The 20,971-nt window shown below is 44.5% G+C and carries 16 protein-coding genes and 1 pseudogene; 11 read left to right on the top strand and 6 right to left on the bottom strand.

Annotation, left to right across the window (positions count from 1 at the left end):
- Nucleotides 1–96: 96 nt before the first annotated feature.
- The 3 genes from der to QQK21_RS16685 all read left to right on the top strand — a co-directional run bounded on the left by der (nt 97) and on the right by QQK21_RS16685 (nt 2,990).
- Nucleotides 97–1,584, top strand: a complete 1,488-nt coding sequence (gene der / locus QQK21_RS16695) for a ribosome biogenesis GTPase Der (protein WP_284193320.1) — start codon at nt 97–99, stop codon at nt 1,582–1,584.
- A 46-nt stretch (nt 1,585–1,630) separates the two neighbouring features.
- On the top strand, nt 1,631–2,500 hold the full coding sequence (locus QQK21_RS16690) for an alanyl-tRNA editing protein (RefSeq protein ID WP_284193319.1): 870 nt from the start codon (nt 1,631–1,633) through the stop codon (nt 2,498–2,500).
- Between the two features lie 271 nt (nt 2,501–2,771).
- Entirely contained in the window at nt 2,772–2,990 is a 219-nt protein-coding gene (locus QQK21_RS16685) for a zinc ribbon domain-containing protein (protein WP_284193318.1), read from the top strand.
- 5 nt (nt 2,991–2,995) lie between these two features.
- On the opposite strand, the gene xseA is transcribed toward QQK21_RS16685, so the two are convergent.
- A complete protein-coding gene (gene xseA, locus QQK21_RS16680) occupies nt 2,996–4,249 on the bottom strand; it encodes an exodeoxyribonuclease VII large subunit (RefSeq protein WP_431313135.1) in 1,254 nt (417 codons plus the stop codon).
- A gap of 310 nt (nt 4,250–4,559) precedes the next feature.
- On the opposite strand from xseA, the gene guaB reads away from it, so the two are divergent.
- From guaB to QQK21_RS16665, 3 genes are all read left to right on the top strand, one after another.
- Nucleotides 4,560–6,023, top strand: coding sequence for an IMP dehydrogenase (guaB, locus tag QQK21_RS16675; RefSeq protein WP_284193316.1), 1,464 nt, complete (start codon nt 4,560–4,562; stop codon nt 6,021–6,023).
- 106 nt (nt 6,024–6,129) lie between these two features.
- Nucleotides 6,130–7,683, top strand: a complete 1,554-nt coding sequence (gene guaA, locus QQK21_RS16670; RefSeq protein WP_284193315.1) for a glutamine-hydrolyzing GMP synthase — start codon at nt 6,130–6,132, stop codon at nt 7,681–7,683.
- A gap of 246 nt (nt 7,684–7,929) precedes the next feature.
- Nucleotides 7,930–9,531, top strand: coding sequence for a chitinase (locus QQK21_RS16665; protein WP_284193314.1), 1,602 nt, complete (start codon nt 7,930–7,932; stop codon nt 9,529–9,531).
- Between the two features lie 79 nt (nt 9,532–9,610).
- Here the strand turns inward: QQK21_RS16665 and QQK21_RS16660 are convergent, their stop codons facing one another.
- Together QQK21_RS16660 and QQK21_RS16655 are read right to left on the bottom strand one after the other, a co-directional pair.
- Entirely contained in the window at nt 9,611–11,149 is a 1,539-nt protein-coding gene (locus tag QQK21_RS16660) for an alanine/glycine:cation symporter family protein (RefSeq protein ID WP_284193313.1), read from the bottom strand.
- Between the two features lie 306 nt (nt 11,150–11,455).
- The gene (locus QQK21_RS16655) at nt 11,456–12,733 is read right to left on the bottom strand and encodes a D-amino acid dehydrogenase (RefSeq protein WP_284193312.1); all 1,278 of its coding nucleotides are present in this window, start codon (nt 12,731–12,733) and stop codon (nt 11,456–11,458) included.
- Between the two features lie 103 nt (nt 12,734–12,836).
- Between QQK21_RS16655 and QQK21_RS16650 the strand changes: the two genes are divergently transcribed.
- The 3 genes from QQK21_RS16650 to QQK21_RS16640 all read left to right on the top strand — a co-directional run bounded on the left by QQK21_RS16650 (nt 12,837) and on the right by QQK21_RS16640 (nt 16,140).
- Complete coding sequence (locus tag QQK21_RS16650; RefSeq protein WP_284193311.1) at nt 12,837–13,733, top strand: LysR substrate-binding domain-containing protein; 897 nt, start codon at nt 12,837–12,839, stop codon at nt 13,731–13,733.
- A 93-nt stretch (nt 13,734–13,826) separates the two neighbouring features.
- On the top strand, nt 13,827–14,804 hold the full coding sequence (locus QQK21_RS16645) for an ion channel (protein ID WP_284193310.1): 978 nt from the start codon (nt 13,827–13,829) through the stop codon (nt 14,802–14,804).
- Nucleotides 14,805–15,165: 361 nt separating this feature from the next.
- Complete coding sequence (locus tag QQK21_RS16640) at nt 15,166–16,140, top strand: chemotaxis protein (RefSeq protein ID WP_284193309.1); 975 nt, start codon at nt 15,166–15,168, stop codon at nt 16,138–16,140.
- On the opposite strand, the gene QQK21_RS16635 is transcribed toward QQK21_RS16640, so the two are convergent.
- Nucleotides 16,132–16,890: a 1-acylglycerol-3-phosphate O-acyltransferase gene (locus tag QQK21_RS16635; protein WP_284193308.1), complete on the bottom strand. Its 759-nt coding sequence runs from the start codon at nt 16,888–16,890 to the stop codon at nt 16,132–16,134. The genes QQK21_RS16640 and QQK21_RS16635 overlap by 9 nt on opposite strands.
- 456 nt (nt 16,891–17,346) lie before the next feature.
- On the opposite strand from QQK21_RS16635, the gene QQK21_RS16630 reads away from it, so the two are divergent.
- Nucleotides 17,347–19,410, top strand: coding sequence for a S8 family serine peptidase (locus QQK21_RS16630; RefSeq protein WP_284193307.1), 2,064 nt, complete (start codon nt 17,347–17,349; stop codon nt 19,408–19,410).
- Nucleotides 19,411–19,419: 9 nt separating this feature from the next.
- Complete coding sequence (locus QQK21_RS16625; RefSeq protein ID WP_284193306.1) at nt 19,420–19,761, top strand: ATPase; 342 nt, start codon at nt 19,420–19,422, stop codon at nt 19,759–19,761.
- 80 nt (nt 19,762–19,841) lie between these two features.
- Here the strand turns inward: QQK21_RS16625 and QQK21_RS16620 are convergent, their stop codons facing one another.
- Nucleotides 19,842–20,324 carry a helix-turn-helix transcriptional regulator gene (locus tag QQK21_RS16620; RefSeq protein WP_284193305.1) on the bottom strand — a complete coding sequence of 161 codons (483 nt, stop codon included), beginning with the start codon at nt 20,322–20,324 and terminating at the stop codon, nt 19,842–19,844.
- A 55-nt stretch (nt 20,325–20,379) separates the two neighbouring features.
- Nucleotides 20,380–20,781 (bottom strand): annotated as a pseudogene (locus tag QQK21_RS16615) (type II toxin-antitoxin system HipA family toxin); the annotation flags it as partial.
- Nucleotides 20,782–20,971 lie beyond the last annotated feature (190 nt).

Genomic DNA, 20,971 nt, shown 5'->3' with positions numbered 1-20,971 from the left:
GGTAGAAATGTGGTTATAGGTAACAAGCTCATGACAGGTATTCACCTGAGTTGTTACCTATAACTACATAAAGAAAAGAATATTGTAGAGGTTGTTATGGTTCCTGTTGTTGCTCTGGTTGGGCGTCCAAACGTTGGAAAATCGACGTTATTTAACCGATTAACTCGTACGCGCGATGCCTTGGTTGCGGATTTCCCAGGTTTAACTCGCGACCGTAAATATGGCCAGGCTAAGCTTGGTGAACACGAGTTTATCGTAATTGATACTGGCGGCATCGATGGCACCGAAGAAGGGGTTGAAACCAAAATGGCACAACAGTCCCTTGCTGCGATTGATGAAGCGGATGTAGTGCTGTTTATGGTTGATGGCCGCGCTGGATTAACGCCTGCCGATATCGCGATTTCAAACCATTTGAGAAAAATTGAAAAACCGTCAATGTTGGTGGTGAATAAAGTTGATGGTATTGATGCGGATGCGGCATCTGCGGATTTTTGGCAGCTAGGTGTTGAGCAGATGTACCAAATTGCTGCGGCTCATGGCCGAGGTGTTGGTGCTTTGATCGATCGCGCCTTAAACCCATTTGCAGAAAAAATGGCAGAGGAAGCAAACGGTGAAATCGAAGATCTGACCGACTTTATCGACGAAGATGAAGAGAAGCTAGATTACACCGAGGAAGAAGCCGAAGAGGAGTTCAAGCGCCTGCAAGATCAACCGATTAAGCTGGCGATTATCGGTCGTCCTAACGTAGGCAAATCGACGCTGACTAACCGTATTTTGGGTGAAGAACGTGTCGTAGTTTACGATATGCCAGGCACTACTCGTGATTCTATCTATATTCCAATGGAGCGTGACGAGCGGGAATACGTATTGATTGATACGGCAGGGGTTCGTCGCCGCAAGCGTATCAACGAGACGGTCGAGAAGTTTTCAGTGGTGAAAACCCTAAAGGCCGTTGAAGATGCAAACGTGGTTTTGCTGGTTATCGATGCGCGTGAAAATATTTCTGACCAAGATCTCAGCTTATTAGGCTTTGCTCTCAATGCAGGCCGCTCCATCGTGATTGCAGTGAATAAGTGGGATGGCTTGGATACGGATGTAAAAGAGCATGTTAAAAAAGAGCTCGATCGCCGTTTAGGTTTTGTCGACTTTGCGCGTATTCACTTTATTTCGGCACTTCATGGCACAGGCGTTGGGCACCTTTTTGAATCCGTTCAGGAAGCCTATAAATCTGCGACGACACGGGTGGGAACTTCAGTTCTGACTCGTATCATGAAAATGGCTACTGAGGACCATCAGCCTCCTATGGTGCGTGGTCGCCGAGTGAAACTCAAGTATGCTCATGCAGGAGGATACAATCCACCTATCGTGGTCATTCATGGTAACCAAGTCAATGAATTGCCAGATTCTTATAAACGTTATCTGATGAACTACTATCGTAAGTCACTTGAGATTATGGGTACGCCGATTCGAATTCAATTTCAAAGTAGCGACAACCCTTTTGAGGGGAAATCGAACAAGATGACTTTATCTCAAGAGCGCAAACGTAAACGCCTCATGGGTATGATGAAAAATCGCAAAAAATAATGTTTAGAAGCGCCTTAATTAGGCGCTTTTTTGTTGAGGAGAATTCATGTCTGTTACACCGACCATTATTCGTTTTTGCCATGACACGTGGAGTATGAGCTCGTCAGTGCAGATGTTAGTGTGTGAGCCCAAGTTATGCTATGTGGTCACTCAAGCAACCCCTTTCCATCCAATGAGCCATATTTGGCCCGATCATCCAGCAGATCGAGGCTTGTTAGATGAATACCCGGTTGTTGATTGTCAGGTTGGTGCCGTGGATATGTCGACTCAACGGTTGTTTATAGGTCGTGATATTCCAGTGCGGCGCAACCAAGATGGTTGGCGTTTTGTCGTTGTTCATTGTATCGAGAACACAGAAGTCAGTTTATCTGTTGGTCAGCAAGTGTCCTTGAAGGTCGATAAATCGTACCAACAAGCGCTGAGCCGCGGGCACAGTGCAGGCCATATCGCATCACTTGCGCTTAACAAGGTATTGGCTGAACAAGGTTACTGGCGTAAAGACGCGGAACGTAAGGATACTCATGGATATTACGATTTTAATAGCTATGCACAGCAGACGAGTATCGTTTCAGAGGAGCAATGTCTTGATACGTATCGTTTGGGAAAAACATTACGGAAAAGGGGATTAAATAGCGCAGAATTTCTGAGCGACATAAAGGGAGTCGAAGAAAGAATAAATAGCCAGATAGCACAATGGTTAACATTAGGTTCTGATATCAGCATAAAATGCTGCGGTGAGACCTTAACCGATTCTCGCTATTGGCAATGTGACCTTGGAGAAGGCAAGCTCGCCGAAATGCCTTGTGGTGGGACACATGCTAGAAGCCTTAAAGAGTATACGCAAATTCGTGTAGAATTGACCTGCTTGGATGAGCAAAGTATTGAAATGAAGACTCTGGCGTTCGCCGCAAAGTAGTTAACGGATCGTTTTATAAAAAACTTTAAACTTGGCTTTTTGATATTAATGTTGGTTTTTTATTCCGTTTAAAATTCAAATGCAGGATATGTAACTTATGCTTTCGGTGTGTGGTGATATAAATATTCTTTTATGTACAGATCGCTGATCAAAATGGATTTAGCCTCTGATCTCATAATGATCCAAATCTAGAATGATAAAGATCATAAACCCATAAGATACTATTGGCTAAGATAGCGAATCTCCATCTAGCAAAATAAAGGATAAAAAGATGAATCGGTGTCCTGACTGTAATTTAGAGCTTATATGGCAGGGGCAATATCATTGCCAGCAGTGTGAAAGCGATTTCGATAAGGTTGGCTATTGCCCCTACTGTGAAGCTCAACTTGAGAAGATTCAAGCGTGTGGCGCGAGTAATTATTTTTGCAACCAGTGCAATGAGTTGAAATCGAAATCCAGAGCGAAGTTTGTATTGATTAAACGGGCATAAACTGACTATGCGACCGTAGAGTGTATATCGCCGTCACCTAAACGAGTCACTATTGTGTCTCCGGATTTCACATCCTTTGTACGAGTGATGACTTGGCCCGATGTCGTCTGGGTGATTGAGTATCCACGTTTTAATGTAGCCAGTGGACTCACCGTATCAAGCTTTTCCCCAGCTAAACAAAGTTGATGACGAGCTTTAAGCAGGTGTCTCTCCATCGAATCGATAAGTTTCTGCTCCAACCGTTCCAATTTTGACCTTTGTCCACTGATATGGCGGCTTGGTGTGTGCAGTTGCAGCTTATAATAGTGCTGACTAATGTCTTGACGTTGAGCTTTGATATAGAGAGTGATGGATCTTTGTAGGCGCGTCGACAGCTCATCAAGTTGTTGGCTTTGCCGTTGTAATTGATTATTTGGGTGCTGTCTCTGCAATCTGTGCGCTAGCGTAGTCGTCATTTGCTTGTGCACATTTATGTAGTGACTAAAGGCGCGTTTCAGCCTGCTTTCTATCGTATTGAATGTCTGTAATTTGTGGCTGTTATCTCGGCTGACCAGCTCTGCCGCGGCTGATGGGGTCGCTGCGCGCATATCAGCAACAAAATCACTGATCGTGACATCAATTTCATGCCCGACAGCACTAATGATGGGAATTTGGCTTGCTGCTATTGTCCGTGCGACGATTTCGTGGTTAAAACACCAGAGATCTTCTAATGAGCCACCCCCACGACCTAGAATTAAGACATCGCACTCGTTACGACTATTCGCGCATCCTATGGTTTGAGCAATTTGAATTGCGGCCTCTTCTCCTTGAACGACAGTGGGATAAATGATGACTTCAAGAGATGGATCGCGACGCTTAAGAACGTTGAGAATATCGAATAACGCGGCACCGGTTTTTGAGGTAATGATACCGACGCATTTGGGGTGCTCTGGTAGTGGCAGCTTGCTACTCTGAGCAAACAGTCCTTCACTTGCTAACTTAAGTTTGAGTTGTTCAAATTGCTGTTGGAGCATGCCATCGCCTTCGGGCTGCATGCTTTCTATGATCAATTGATAATCGCCACGGGGTTCATAAAGAGACAAACGGGCTTTGACCAGTACTTGATGACCATTTTGCGGCTCAAAGGTGACTTGGCGGTTGTTACCGCGGAACATAGCACATTTAACTTGAGCGCGTGAGTCTTTGAGAGTTAAGTACCAATGACCTGAAACGGGTGCTGAAAAATTGGATATCTCTCCTAACAGCCAGACTATACCCATCTCATTTTCGAGTAAAAGTCGGACTTCAGCATTTAATCGAGAAACGGTAAAAATGTTTGGATTACTCAGAGATGACACAGGGAGTCTCTTGGACGTGAGTATGGAGATTAGCGGCAATATAATACATAGCAAGGGGGGTAATGCAAGAAAAAAAGTAAAAAATTTGTAGTAAATCGATTGCGTTAGCCGTATAATCCGTCCGCAATATCTAATCCAAATGTAGTTAAGCGTTATAAGCTCACTGCACTCATTATGCGAAACGATGAGGTTGGGTTTTCTTTTTTACTCCTTTAATTGTGAGATATTGCAAATGCTAAGAATTGCCAAAGAAGCGCTGACATTCGATGATGTATTGCTAGTGCCAGCACACTCCACCGTTCTCCCAAACACAGCTGATCTTCGCACTCGGCTGACAAAGAATATTACTTTAAACATCCCAATGATCTCGGCGTCAATGGACACTGTGACAGAAGCGCGTTTAGCGATTGCACTTGCACAGGAAGGTGGGATTGGATTTATTCATAAGAACATGTCGATAGAGCAGCAAGCTCAGATGGTTCATCAAGTAAAGATTTTTGAAGCTGGCGTTGTCTCTCATCCTGTCACTGTGAACCCCGATGCGACGATTTCAGATGTGATTGCATTGACTGAAAAGCATGGCTTTGCTGGTTTTCCTGTTGTGACAGACAACAATGAGCTGGTTGGTATTATTACTGGACGAGACGTCAGGTTTGTTACCGACTTATCTAAGAAAGTGGCAGTGGTTATGACGCCGAAAGAGCGTTTAGCTTGCGTGAAAGAAGGGGCCACTCGCGAAGAAGTTCAAGAAAAGATGCACGAAGCGCGCGTTGAAAAAGTACTGGTTGTCAACCGTGAGTTCCAGCTTACTGGCATGATCACAGCAAAAGATTTCCACAAAGCAGAGCGCAAACCTAACGCATGTAAAGACGAGCAAGGTCGTTTACGTGTTGGTGCGGCGGTTGGTGCTGGCGCTGGCAACGAAGAACGAGTGGCAGCATTGGTTGAAGCGGGTGTTGATGTTCTGCTGATAGATTCATCCCATGGTCATTCTGAAGGCGTTTTGAATCGCATTCGCGAAACTCGCGCAGCGTATCCTGATTTAGATATTATTGGCGGTAATGTGGCGACTGGCGCTGGCGCTCTGGCTTTGATTGAAGCGGGTGTGAGTGCGGTGAAAGTCGGCATTGGTCCAGGCTCTATATGTACAACACGTATTGTAACGGGCGTTGGTGTACCTCAAGTTACCGCAATTGCAGATGCCGCTGAGGTTGCCAATCAATACGGAATTCCTGTCATTGCTGATGGTGGTATCCGCTTCTCCGGTGATATCTGTAAAGCGATTGTTGCTGGTGCATCGTGCGTTATGGTGGGTTCTATGTTCGCTGGAACAGAAGAAGCACCAGGCGAGATCATTCTCTATAACGGCCGCTCTTACAAAGCCTACAGAGGTATGGGTTCTTTGGGCGCTATGTCTCAAGGGTCGTCCGATCGTTACTTCCAATCAGACAATGCTGCTGACAAGCTGGTTCCAGAAGGCATTGAAGGTCGCATTGCGTACAAAGGCCGCTTAAAAGAGATAGTACATCAGCAAATGGGTGGCTTGCGCTCTAGTATGGGATTGACAGGTAGCGCGACTATCGAAGTCATGCGCACTAAAGCGGAGTTTGTTCGCATCTCAGGTGCTGGCATGAAAGAGTCTCATGTACATGATGTTCAAATTACTAAAGAAGCGCCAAACTACCGTTTAGGTTGATAGTTACAAACATCATTCCCTAAATGTTAGCCCTTGTTTAATGCATCAATAAGAGGCGAGTATGCTCGCCTCTGTTTTAATAACAAAGTTTATAAGACCGCTCAAAATGACTAAAAATATCCATGACCAACGTATTCTGATCTTGGACTTCGGTTCTCAGTACACCCAACTTGTCGCTCGCCGTGTTCGTGAAATAGGCGTTTATTGTGAGCTTTGGAGCTGGGATGTGGATGAAGCTGATATTCGTGAGTTCAATCCGAATGGCATCATACTATCTGGTGGTCCAGAAAGTGTTACCGAAGACAATTCGCCTCGTGCTCCTCAATATGTATTTGATTCTGGTGTACCTTTGCTTGGTGTTTGCTACGGAATGCAAACCATGGCTGAACAGTTAGGTGGTAAGGTCTCTACGTCAAACGAACGTGAATTCGGTTATGCTGCAGTAGAGGTTTCTGGTGAGTCTTCTATCTTTAAGGATCTTGAAGCAACGCAAGACGTTTGGATGAGCCATGGTGATAAAGTGGTCGAGATCCCTGAGGGTTTCGTTAAGGTCGGTGAAACCGACACTTGCCCTTATGCAGCAATGGCCAATGAAGACAAGAAGTACTTTGGCGTGCAATTTCATCCCGAAGTCACGCACACCAAAAATGGTCTACAGATGCTAGAGAACTTCGTACTTGGCGTTTGTGGCTGTGAGCGTCTTTGGACTTCAGAATCGATCATCGAAGATGCCGTTGCGCGCATTAAAGAGCAAGTCGGCGGTGATGAAGTGATTCTTGGTCTATCCGGTGGTGTTGACTCTTCGGTTGTTGCTATGTTGGTTCATCGTGCCATTGGTGACAAGCTGACTTGCGTATTTGTTGACAATGGCCTGCTTCGACTCAATGAAGGCCAACAAGTCATGGACATGTTTGGCGATAAGTTTGGTCTTAACATCATCAAAGTTGATGCTGAAGAGCGCTTTTTGTCGGCGCTTGAAGGTAAGTCAGACCCAGAAGATAAACGCAAGACCATAGGTCATGTGTTTGTCGATGTCTTTGATGAAGAATCGAAGAAACTGAAGAATGCTAAATGGTTAGCGCAAGGTACTATTTATCCTGATGTGATTGAATCTGCTGCGTCTAAGACAGGTAAAGCACATGTAATTAAATCACACCACAATGTGGGTGGTTTACCCGATGATATGGAAATGGGCCTAGTTGAACCGCTTCGTGAGCTATTTAAAGACGAAGTGCGCAAGATTGGTCTAGAGCTTGGTCTCCCTTATGACATGCTTTATCGTCATCCTTTCCCAGGCCCAGGTCTTGGCGTTCGAGTGCTTGGGGAAGTGAAGAAAGAATATTGTGATTTACTGCGTCGAGCGGATGCGATTTTTATTGAAGAGCTTCATGCGGCAGACCTATACCACAAAGTTTCTCAAGCCTTTACGGTATTTTTGCCAGTTCGCTCTGTTGGGGTCATGGGTGATGGCCGTAAATACGATTGGGTGGTCTCTTTGCGAGCAGTCGAAACCATCGACTTTATGACCGCGCATTGGGCTCATCTGCCATACGATTTCTTAGGTAAGGTCTCTAACCGTATTATCAACGAAATTGATGGTATCTCGCGCGTGGTTTACGATATTTCTGGAAAACCACCCGCGACCATTGAATGGGAATAATTGTCCGCTAATTTTTTATAAGCCAGCTTAATGCTGGCTTTTTTGTTTTTTGGACTAATTTTTCTCGCCTCATTTGCACGAGAACATTTTTGAAGCCATTTGGCATTTTTGTCGGCCTCTAGGGCTGGTTTGCTTCCTATTACCTCAAAGTCACTCGCAACTTAAGATTCGCTTCATGACTGGGCACTGAATATTTGTGTGGCTTTTTCTAACCTTTTCTTGCTCCCTACGACAAGGAAAAGTGTGATGAGAAAAGCAAATTACCTGATAGCGACGCTGTTTATCTCCGCCATCTCTCCAAGCGGGATTGCAATGAATATTCAGCCTGATCCTCTCAATCCGAATGGATATGTTATCAAGCGAACGGATATCCAAGAGGTTGAGGACGCAAAAACCGCAAACCCCATGTACCAAGTGTGGTCTCAAGCACTTAGAACGGCCCCTAACACTATTGTTGAAGCGATAAGTCCTGGGTTAGACACTAACCCGAGTAATGTTAAGCGAGCAGAGCGAGTATTTACGAAACAAGAGTGGGACTTTCTCACACATATGGCAGCCCCCGAATATTCCTATACTCGCTTTTTGCGAGCAATCGGTAAGTTTCCCGCCTTCTGTGGGCAATATTCTGATGGCCGGGATTCGGATGCAATTTGCAAGCGCTCAATCGTCACCGCATTTGCTCATTTTGCTCAGGAAACGGGTGGCCATATCGCAAAGGATAATATTTCTGATAACCCACTTGGTCTAGAGGAGTGGCAGCAAGCCTTGGTTCATGTTCGAGAAATGGGTTGGTCTGAAGGTGATATTGGTTATATCACGGGGTGTGGAGAGAATAATTGGCAAAACAAAAAATGGCCATGTGGTGCTGAGCAGGGATATTTTGGGCGAGGAGCAAAGCAGTTATCCTACCACTTTAATTATGGTGCCTTCTCTGAGGTGATGTTTGACGGTGATGCGGCCGTTTTACTTAACAATCCCAGCCTAGTGGCAGATTCATGGCTCAACTTGGCTTCAGCAATTTGGTTTTTTCTCACCCCACAAGCCCCAAAACCCGCCATGTTACATGTGATTGACCGAACTTGGCAGCCATCTCAGCGAGAAGTTGATGCGGGAATTGGTTATGGGTTTGGTACCACGATCAATATTATTAATGGTGGCATTGAGTGCGGGGCGCAGAATAAGGACAAAGGACAGCCAGTTAATCGAATTAAATATTGGCAGGGATTGTCCGATTATTATCAGGTCACTCGTGAGCTGGATGAGAAGGACACATGTTGGCAGCAAACACCTTATGGAAGTCTAAACCTTGATGGTGCAAAGGATGTTCTTTACACCAATTGGGATGGCAACTGGAAATATTATCCTGATCGTCCAGAGGGCTATTCATTTGAGTGTGATTTAGTGGGTTTTCAAACTGCATATTCAGCGCTTGTCGAAGGTGATTATGAAAAATGTGTCACTAATTTCTATCAGTCTCACGCTCAGTGGCCGGAAGTTCGTATTGTTGACCAGCTTGAGCAGCCAGATCCTAGCAAAGGCAAAGAGTGGAATGTAAACAAAGAATATGTGGCCGGTGACGAAGTGACTTATAAAGAAACGGTTTATAAAGCTAAGTGGTGGACAAAAGGCGATAGACCAGATTTAGGAGGCCCTTGGCAAGCGATATCTGACGGACCGACACAGCCGAATCCTGATGACTTGATACCTTGGCAAGAAGGCGTTACTCAAGTGAGTAATGGCGATAAAGTGATCCATAATGGAAAGTGTTTTATGGCTAAAAATGCTCCTGGGGTTTGGGATACCCCGCTTAGGTCAAATTGGTTCTGGGATGAAATACAGTGTCCATAGTGTTAAGGCTCAAAATATAAAGGGGTTAGCGTATTGCTAACCCCTTTCACCACTGCTTTTTATCTTAATTTTTTTGTCCTTAGGTAGAGGGCTGCTCTACCGGTTCGGACTCGACTTCTGCTGTAGGCTCTTTACCCGTCTTACGACGATATTTACCTTCCCAATAATCAGCCCCTTTAATACCAAGTTTTACAGGGTTGAATGTGTATTCTGTTACACCTTGCTTTTGCTGTTCCTCATAGTCACGCAACGCTTTTAACGCAGGCTTTGCCATAAAGAAAATGATCAGAATACCAACGATGTTTAGCCATGCCATTAGGCCAACCCCAACATCACCCATCGCCCATGCTAAATTGGCAGTCTTAACTGTACCGTAGAACACAACGGCGATCATCGCCACTTTCAATAGGAACATCAATCCATTAACTTTGATGTGACGACGGATATAGGCCACATTTGTTTCAGCGATGTAGTAATAGGCAAGAATTGTTGTAAAGGCGAAGAAGAATAGAGCAACCGCAATAAATGGTTTTCCTATACCCGGAAGGACGCTTTCAATCGCCAATTGAGTAAACATCGGTCCATTGGCTGCAATGTCGGCAGCAACATTCTGTACGATGAAGCCTTCTGCTCCGTGTACATTGTATGCCCCTGTGATAATGATCATAAAGGCGGTTGCAGAGCACACTAGCAAGGTATCAATATAGATTGAAAATGACTGCACCAGACCTTGTTGTGCTGGGTGATCGACGCTGGCTGCTGCTGCTGCATGAGGCCCTGTTCCTTGTCCTGCTTCGTTGGAATACACACCGCGCTTAACTCCCCAACCAATTGCAGCTCCTGCTCCAGCCATAGGAGTAAAGGCATCGCCAATGATCATAGAGAACACTGTAGGTATTTGATCGACGTTGAGTAAGATAATCACAAATGCAGTGATTATGTACGCCAGCGCCATGAAAGGAACCACAATTTGAGTGAAGTTAGCAATTCGTTTTACACCGCCAAAAATGATGAATGCCAGAATCACCGAGATAACGGTACCAGTAAAGATTTTGGCAAAGCTAAAAGTTCCTATTGCGGTTTCGACCATGCCTCCTGAGCCAAAAGCCCCTTCGACAGCATTACCGATGCTATTTGATTGTACACCAGGTAGCAAAAATCCACAGGCGAGAATAGTTGCGATGGCAAAGACCCAAGCATACCATTGTTGACCCATAGCTTTTTCGATGTAATAGGCTGGACCACCACGAAACTCGCCGTTATCTTCCTCTTTGTATATTTGAGCTAGGGTTGATTCTGCGTATGCGGTCGCAGCGCCAAAAAATGCCACAACCCACATCCAAAATACAGCGCCTGGGCCGCCAAACCCAATAGCCGCGGCAACGCCGGCAATGTTTCCTGTACCCACGCGTCCAGATAAGGATACGGCAAGAGCTTGAAAGGATGAGATCCCTTTTGTTGAGCTTTTTCCTGAAAGGAGAAGTCGCCACATCTCGCCAAAATGGCGAATTTGGACAAATCGCGTCATGATTGAGTAGAACAACCCCGCGCCCAAGCAAAGATAAATCAGTGCTGGGCTCCAGATAATTCCATTCAGAAAATCAACTAATGACTGCATAAGTATTTTCCCTGTATTATTTTGATTGGTGGTTTTCTGCTCTGGATATTAACCTTTTTGTAACTCTATTGTTAAATTTTTTGGCTGGTAAAGTTGGTTTGCGTGAACTCAAACACAAAACAATGAATAAACGCTAAGCCACTCAAGGAGTCAGTATCGGAATAAAAATAGGGTGTTTTGTGCCCATTGATATGCTTATGCGGCCTTGTGTGTGCTGGTATTTTTGATGGGGTTAGAGACGAACAAACCAAAGGCAATGATCGTCTTGGTTAGCTGTGAAACATTTGATTAACAGGTTTGGTTCGGTTAAATGTGAGAATGTTCATTTATCTTGTCTGTATATCGATGCAAATTAAGGTGTTTGTATTGGCTGCTTGGCGGCTGAGTCATCATTTGAGTGAGTATATCGGCTGAGCCACAGGCCATCGTCCAGCCTAAGGTGCCATGTCCTGTATTGGTATACAAATTTTCAATCGACGTTTGACCTATAATGGGTGTGCCATCCGGCGTCATTGGTCGAAATCCACTCCAATATTCAGCTTTTGATAGGTCAGTGCCGTTGGGGAATAAGTTTGAAACCACGTGGTTTAGGGTCGATAGTCGTTTTTCGGGTAGAGAGGGATCAAACCCAGCGAGCTCTGCGGTGCCTGCGACACGTATTCTGTTATTGAATCGAGTGACCGCAACTTTGTAACTCTCATCCATTATGGTGGAGTGCGGCGCATGTTCATCACTGATTACCGGCAAAGTGAGCGAATACCCTTTTACTGGATAAATAGGAAGGTCGATCCCAAGAGGTGCTAATAGGCGTTTTGAGTAGCTTCCGAGTGCAACGATAAATTTGTCTGCCGTTAGATTGCCTTGGGACGTTTCAACACTATGAATGTTTCGTTTATCAAGGTTGAGCTTCTGAACATGGGTACCAAACATAAAAGTAACGCCAGCCTTTTGAGCCATACTTTGCAGTTGTTGGCAAAATAAATAGCAGTCGCCCGTCTGATCATCTGGAAGATATAAGCCACCAGCAAGTGTTCCTTGCATATTCGCAAGGCCCGGCTCTTGTTTGAGGCATTCTGAGCGATCAAACACTTGATAACGAGTATCACTTTCTTTAAGGAGTGAGATATCTTTTTCGACGGCCTTAAGTTGCTTTTCTGTGCGAAACACTTGCAAGGTTCCTAGACTTCTACCTTGATAATTTATCTGATGTTCTTCATTTAATTTTTCTAAACACTTTCGGCTATGCAGCGAGATATGCAGCATGCGCGCTTTGTTGATACGATATCTTTCTAGGGTGCATTGGTGGAGCATTTGGCTCGACCAGAGCAATAAGTCAGGGCTGAGACTCGGCTTTATCTTGAGTGGTGCATGTTTTTCTATCAACCATCTTATTGCTTTGAGGGGTATTCCAGGCGCAGCCCAAGGAGATGAATAGCCATAGGATATTTGTCCTGCGTTGGCAAAGCTCGTTTCTTGTGCCGAGCGAGATTGTCTATCTATGACAGTCACATCGCAACCTGCTTGGTTTAGATACCATGCGCTTGTTAGACCGATGACACCACTTCCTAACACAATCACTTTCATAGCCAGATTCTCCTTGAGGACATTACGCTACTTTGGTGTATTTACATTTGTATGACAATCGATAAAAATTAACGTTACCTTTTAAAAAAACTAAAGGCTTATTGTGAACTCTTCTGTTTTAAATGGTATTCACCTTGTGAGTATTTTGGCCCGTCATCCAAGTCTGTCTAGCGCAGCGAATCGGCTAAATATCACCACAGGTGCAATTAGTCAGCAGTTGCAATTGGTTGAAGAGCGTCTTGGTTTTATTGTTTTTGAACGCCATGCGCGTGGTATTCGTTTAACTAACCTTGGCCACAAGCTGGTGGAATCCATATCGCCTCACCTGACTGCGATTGAAGAAACCATTGAGCAATTGAGCAAAGAGGCGAACAACAAACCGGTAAGGCTTAAACTGACCCCCTCTCTTGCTTATAAATGGTTGGTGCCGCGCTTGGATGATTTTCAGACTACTCATCCTGATATTCAGGTGCAGATCTTTGCAGAAGGCGCGCTTGTTGATAGTGGTTGTCGTGATTTTGATATTGCGATTGACTATGGGCCAATGCCTTACAAAACGGCGAATACTGAATTATTGATGGAAGAGTTTCTCCTTCCTGTATTGAGTCCAGATTACTTTCAAAAAATTCGTACTATCGGTGTCTCCGAGCCAGACTTGATTTGGCAAAGAGCCACTTTGCTTCACGATGCGATGCCTTGGCATGGGGCTAAGAAGGAACAAGAGTGGCAGTTTTGGGTAAACCAACACCATATCGACCTTGATGTCCGCCGAGGTCATTTCTTCAATAGAACCGATATGGCGATGGCGGCAGCAGAAGCGGGTATTGGGGTGGCATTAGCCCGTAAGGCGTTGTTAAAAAACGAGCTTAGCGAGAAAAGGCTGATAGCGCCTTTTCCTGAAATTCGTGCTAATGCGGGGTATTTTATTATTACTCATTGTGACGCCCCCAATACTCAGTTGTTTAAAAGTTGGCTGAAACAACAAATAGTTATTAACTGATTTGTAAATATCATTTGCGAGTGAATGAGTCACCACTACAATTAGTATTATCAGTAAAGATCGATTTACTGAGATGTTTACAAGGCAGTTTATATGGAATCGACTCAAGGCCAATGCAGCTATCAAAATCCTGATGGCTGGAGCTGCGATCAACCGTGTGGAGAGTCTGGTTTATGTTACTGGCATGATCCCAAAGTCGATAAAAGCAAAGATGACGTAAAAGACAAGGTTGAACAATGGGCCGCAGAAGGTAAACCTTTAGACGGATTTCAGTTGGCAAGAACGAACCTAGCAGACATCAATTTAGTGAACCGCGGTAGCAAGAAGGGGTATTCATGCCGTGATGTAGATTTTTATCGAGCAGACCTGACAGATGCGCACTTTTTTGGGCTAGATTTACGTGGTTCATCTTTAATGAAAACTAAGATGATGGGCGCTAACCTTCATTGTGCCAAACTGAATAATTGTAACTTGCTTGGTGCTGATTTGGCGCGAGCTAAGTTGGAAAATATTGAGTGGGGTCGCTACCTAAAACAAGAAGATCAGGTGAGGGAAGCTCGAAAGGATCGCCAATATCATAGGGTTGCTCCCTTATACCAGGAAGCAGAAGAGGTATGCCGTAATATTCGCAAACAATGTGAAAAGCAGGGTTTGTTTGATATGGCAGGTGACTTTTTTAAAAAAGAGATGCGTTTTCGGCGTTATCAGATGCCAAGACTTAGTATGAATCGGTTTGTGTCCAAGACGGTTGATTTGTTCTGTGGCTACGGAGAAGATCCTATGCGGGTGGTTGGCTTTTCCGTCTTCTTGATCCTGATGTGTGCCTTAGCCTACTTTTTCCTCGATACGACAGGTGCTCATCCAATATACGAAAATCTCAGCGGCTGGCAGTTTTATTTGTTTGAGTTTTTAAACTCTGTCTATTTTAGTGTTGTAACCTTCACAACACTTGGTTACGGCGACATATCACCGGTTGGGTTTGCGAGATTTATCGCCGCATTGGAAGCTTTTCTAGGCAGTTTTACGATGGCGTTGTTTGTGGTGGTGTTCGTGAAAAAAATGACGCGTTAGATGAAAGTGAGGCCTATTGTTAGTTGAGATGAGTTGGACTTATACAGAAGAATTGAATGCAAAGCTGCAAATTCTTAACAGATAAACGTTTAATTTATAAACAGAATTTTGTCGCTGAGGAAAGTTTGTCGAGCGGGGCTTATACTTTGAGAGGAAGCAATTATCGTATCATAGTGTGAGCAAGGCAGGAGCTTACGACGATATTGAAGAATTATTCTAGTATTTATAGTGATAGATGAGATAGTTTACTTTTACCTTATACATTTGCTGGGTAAATGATGAGGTAGCACAAAGAAGGTAGTTACGTGGGCCGATGCCCTAACGTACGTGTAATTGATACCGAGAATGAGTAAAACCCATTATGAGCACTTCAAGCAGTACAATTCTTACAGAAAGTGGCACCAATGAACTTGAGATTATTGAGTTTCACTTGGTAAAGCAGATGCCGGATGGCTCGACAAAGACCTGTTATTACGGCATTAACGTTGCCAAAGTGCGTGAAGTTATTCAAGTTCCTGAGACGTCAGACTATCCGAACGCTCAACCACACATGATAGGGGTGTTTTCTTCCCGAGATATACTGACTCCCCTTGTCGATTTAGCAGGCTGGCTAGGTGTGCCGACGAGTCAGGACATCGATAAGAAGTTTGTTATCGTTACTGACTTTAACCGCATGACCAATGGATTTTTGATCGACAGTATCAGTCGTATCCATAGGATATCTTGGAATGATGTTGAATCGCCAAGCCAATTCCTTGAAGCAGGTGAGCAAGATTGTGTCGTTGCTGTGGTACGTAAAGATCAAAACCTAATAATGATTCTCGATTTTGAAAAGATTATCGCAGACATTAATCCAGAATTGAGTATGGAAAAATATGATGTTACGGCAGATAGAAGTGTCGATCTTAATCAGAAAATGGTGACCAAACGCAACGCCAAAACGATCATGGTGGTCGATGACTCTGCCTTTATACGTAGCCTGATTCAGGACACGCTAAGCTCTGCGGGTTATAACATCATTGCCTGTAAAGATGGTGGCGAAGCGCACGAGAAATTGATGGAGCTTGCTGAAGTCGCGAAAAAAGAAGAGATAGCGGTGAGCGAATTAGTTGATGCGGTTGTAAGTGACGTTGAAATGCCGCGTATGGATGGCATGCACTTAGTTAAGAGATTACGTGAGTCCGATGTTTATAAAGAAATGCCGATCATCATGTTTTCCTCATTGATGAGTGATGATAACCGTGAGAAAGCATTAGCTTTGGGTGCCAATGACACCCTGACTAAACCTGAGATCGGCCGTATGGTCGCCTTGATGGATCAGTTTGTATTAAATTAATTGCGTTTTATCTGAACGAGACGCGTCTTCTTCGAGCTGGGCAACTTCTTGGTCCAGCTCTGCTATTTTAGCCGCCATCAATTGGTGGCAATGCAGGGCGAGCTTTCTTGCATCCTCCAATTTGTAGCCGGAGACATCTATCGGCTCAAGCATCTCTGCAATAACAATCCCGTTATTTCTTCGGTTAAGGTCGATTTTGTTATGCGTTGTACTTACGCACATAGGGGTGATAGGAACGCCTGCTTCGATCGCCATTCTAAAGGCCCCTGTTTTAAACGGTAGTAACCCTCGTCCCTTGCTGCGAGTTCCCTCTGGGTATACCCAAACAGACAAATCTCTCTGATGAATGGCTTCGGCAACTTGCTTGATGGTATCTCTGGCTTGAGATTTGTTTTCTCTGTTGATCAGAATATTGCCAGTGATCCAGTAGAGCTGACCAAAAAACGGCAGCCACAGTAGGTCTTTTTTCCCAAGCGATACGGTTCTTGGCCTGAGCATACCGGGATCGGTAACAAAGTCGTAGATACTTTGGTGATTGGAGATATAGACACTTTTCGCTGGCGTTGGTGCTCTCTCAAGACCTCTATGAATCAGTTTGACGCCGACAATTTTTTGTAGCTGATTGAACCAGCGACAGAAAAAGTACACATGTTTTGGGTTTCTTGGACTAAACAAGCAATACACCAAGGCAAATAATGTCGTAAAGACAATAAAAACGGCAGCCAGAATCAGGCGAATAATAGCAAGCAAAAGATTTTCCTCATCGAGTGTGAACGTTCTGCACTAAGCGTGTTGTCTAGGCAGTTATCGCTTGGGTCTATTTAACCACATTAACGTATTTCTACGCGAGTTCGTTTTAAACATGACCTTTGTCAGTCGTGAGACTGAGCAATAATTTGGTTTAGTTTTGATGAGCTTAGAGATTCCAAGTGGAATAAAAGCTCAATTTAATGCTGTCATTATCTGCTTTTTGTTGATTTATGTCTCACTTTTTTATCTTTGAATGATTTTATGTTCACTTATTTAGTTGATTAATTGATTGCTCGCCTATTTATGATGTTTATATTTTATAAAGTGTTGGTTGTTTTGTGAGCGTCCTTTATAGCTAAGGTTCCCTCAGCCTGTTGAAACCGTGGCGGTTTATGGGAATAAAACAATGGTTCATGGGAATAAAACAATAAAAATAGCTCAGAAGGATCAGAGTCTATGCACAGAATGACCAATAAAATCAAAAGGATATTTTTCCTATCGACAATGGCAGTGGCAACAACCAGTTTTTCATTTGAATCTTTTGCTGCGTTTAATGAAGCGGATCTACCAACAAGGTATATTGTTAAATTTAAAGCCAATCCACCCGCACCAATGCGCATGACTCGCTCGCTGCAATCTGTGTCCCAATCGAATCAGGCCCTACTTGAGCAAGCGAATGCGAAAGAGATAGAAAACCTCGGCAAGCCGTCCACGTATAGCGTTCAAATCGACAAACAAGATCTCTCCAAACTGCAGAACAATCGTCAAGTCGAGTACGTTGAACTTGATCCCCCACGCTACTTGCTCAGTGAAACCATACCTTGGGGTTATACGGCGGTGAACGCTGAGATCGTGAGTGACGAGAATGCCGGTAATCGCACCATCTGCATCATTGACTCTGGCTATGATATGACGCATCACGATCTCAGTGGTAACCGAGTCAGTGGCAGTGATGATAGCGGTACGGGATCGTGGAAATCCCCTGGTACCGATAATGCGCATGGTACACATGTTGCGGGGATCATCGCTGCTATTGCCAATGGGGAAGGGGTTAAGGGCATAATGCCTAACCAACATGTCAATTTGCACATAGTCAAAGTCTTTAATCAGTCAGGTTGGGGCTATTCGTCGAGCTTTGTTAAAGCGGTTGAGACTTGCGCTGATAAGGGGGCGAACATTGTGAATATGAGTTTAGGCGGCAGCATTGCAAGCCGAACCGAGCGCGATGTTTTGCAATCTTTGTATGACGATGGGGTGCTGCTGATTGCCGCGTCTGGTAATGCGGGCAATACCACCCACAGCTATCCCGCCTCTTATGACTCAGTGATGTCGATAGCGGCTGTTGATAATCAAAATCATCATGCGGCATTTTCCCAAGCGACGGATCAGGTCGATGTTGCCGCGCCAGGCATGGCTATTTTGTCGACGGTCACTATGGGGGAGGGCGTTCTCGCGGATATTTGGATTAAGGATCAACACTATTTTGAGCGTGGTGTGGTTCCTCATAACCGTAAAGTGTCGAGGGTGGCTAATAACGCCTCTGACCCATATCAATTTGCGCCTGTTGCGGGCAGTGTTACCGCGCCTCTTGCAATGTGTGATGTGTCATCAGGCCATTACGTTTGTGGTGATATGGCGGAAAAAATTTGTCTAACCGAACGTATTGAGAATCAAGCCCCAGATTTCAGACCCGAGATTGACCCAATCAAAGCTTGCTATGACGCTGGGGCGAAAGCGGCGATTGTGTTTAGTAACCCAAGCTTACCTGGGCTACAAAATCCATTTTTGCTTGATGACGACGACGCCTATCGCATGGTGTCTGTGACAGTCGACCGCGAGCTTGGATTAGCGCTGGCAAACAAAATTGGTCAAACCGCGACAGTACAAACAACCACTGGTGAGGATTACCAATACTACAATGGCACCTCGATGGCTGCGCCTTATGTTACCGGAGTGGCAGGTTTGGTTTGGAGCTATTATCCCAACTGTAGCGCGCAACAAGTACGCAGAGCTCTGACCGTCTCAGCCACCGATCTTGGCCCTGAGGGACGTGATAATCTCACCGGTTATGGCTTGGTCAATGTAAAGGCGGCCAAGGCGTATCTTGAGTTGGGTTGTAATGGGCCAGATGCGGGCAATAAAGTACTGGATAATGGCATGGCTAAGTTAGATTTGTTTGGCGCCAGTAAGTCACGTGAAGTGTATACCTTTGAAGTCCCCAAAAGCGCAACGAAAGCGCGTTTTGAATTAAGTGGTGGCACGGGCGATGCTGATATCTATGTACGCTTTAATGGCGTGCCGACAAAAAACGCCAATGATTGCCGCTCTATGGAAGAGGGCAACCATGAAACTTGCTCGATTGATGTACCCAAAGCCGGCACATACCAAGTGCTGGTGTACGGTTTTAAAGCCTATCAAGGGGTCACTTTGCTCGCCACTCACAATGGAGAAGAGTTCAATCGTCAAGAATCGGACAGTAAAGAGTTTACTGGCAAGGCTTTTGCTCGCTGGTCATTGTAGGGAGATAATATGAGAAAGCGAACGTTAACACGGCGCACTATTGGTTTTGCTCTTGTCTCGCTTTGTCTGCCAGTGGTGACACTGGCAGCAGGCCAAGATCCAATGGTGAAAGATAGCCAATTGGCAAAGATAGAGAGCGAGCCGTCGAGATTTTATGTCAAATACCATCAAGGAAAGCAGCAACCAGTGCGCGAGCTTTTGCAAACCAAACAGTTAGAAGTTCTCGATTCCCTAGATGATCTCCAAGTGTTAGTGGTCGCAGGACCTGAAGATAAGCTCAAACAGCTCGAAACCAATGAGTGGATCGATTACATCGAGCCAGAACCGATTCGGCAGCTGTATTCGCAGTAGGTTTGGGTTGGTTTTGTTGTAAACCCGTCCGTATGCGTATTGAGTTACATCATTATCCCCTAATGGGGATATTTTCCACTTTATCCATCCTCACCATCTGTTAATAGCGATTTTAACGCATCGGGAGAAGAAGGGAGTAGTCCGACTTTTAAGCCAAATGGTTTGAATACCCTGTTGAGAATCTCTGTATTATAGCTGCCCCGATCATTCTCTATATCTGAGAGGGTTTTTCTTGAGACATCGACAAGCCTTGCGAACACATCCTGTTTGAACCCCAGTATATTAATGCGTAAACTTTTCAGCGCTTGGCCTTGTGTTAGCTCTCCAAGCAATAAGTGTTTGATGATTTTGTTTGCCTCGGTTTTGCGTTCTGCTGCATTTACTGCTTTGGTGTTTTTTGAGGCTTTCGATCTAGTCGGAGTATAAAGTTGCGATCGTTCTTTGGTCGAATGAGTTGCATCCGTCCCAGTCTTGGGCTGATGTTGATTTCGGTTTGCTCTTAGACGAGCTACCGTATCTTGTACTGACTCTTTATTGCTTGGCTTATTCATAGTAGCCCCCATTTAGTGAGCTTCTCTGATATATGATTAAGTCCAACGGCTGGCATCTCCAAGATTTGTTCTGGTACTCCTCGTAGCGCTCAGGAAGAGAGTCTTTTACTCTTAAGTTACCAATAGGCGACATTGTGCCAAATTTGAGCAAAACATAGTCTTGTTCATCAGAACTAAGGTCTTCAATATCTAGGTGCTTAACCCAGTACCGTCTACTAGCGCCACTAGGCATAATATCGTCTAGAAATGTTAACCATCTAGGCTTACCCATGTCATCAAAAAAGAATGAGACAGGGTGGTTTAGTGAAACAGCGTGAAAGTCATCTTTATCGTGATGTTCTAGCGCATAGTCGCTGAGGTAGTTGAGTTCAGTCACTCGGAAATTATGTTGGCGACTTTTAGGAAATGAGATGATACCAATATCTATCCATTCACCTTTGATAAAAGCTTGTACGGTTAGCTCTTCCATCGACAACACCTCTACTTATTAATGAGTAAAACTCTACTCGTAAATTGCTTTTTTTCAAGTAATGAGTAATTATTTACTCACTTGTAGTTAAGGATATTCTTTGTGAGTAAATGATTACTCATAGGCTGTAAGCTAAATTTGTTGATGAACAGAATGGATGGAAATAGCGAGAAAAAACTGGCCTGATTTA

The sequence above is a fragment of the Vibrio zhanjiangensis genome, from assembly GCF_030161235.1.
In the GTDB taxonomy this organism is placed as follows: Bacteria; Pseudomonadota; Gammaproteobacteria; order Enterobacterales; family Vibrionaceae; genus Vibrio; species Vibrio zhanjiangensis.
This window is presented reverse-complemented; position numbering and strand designations above follow the sequence as displayed.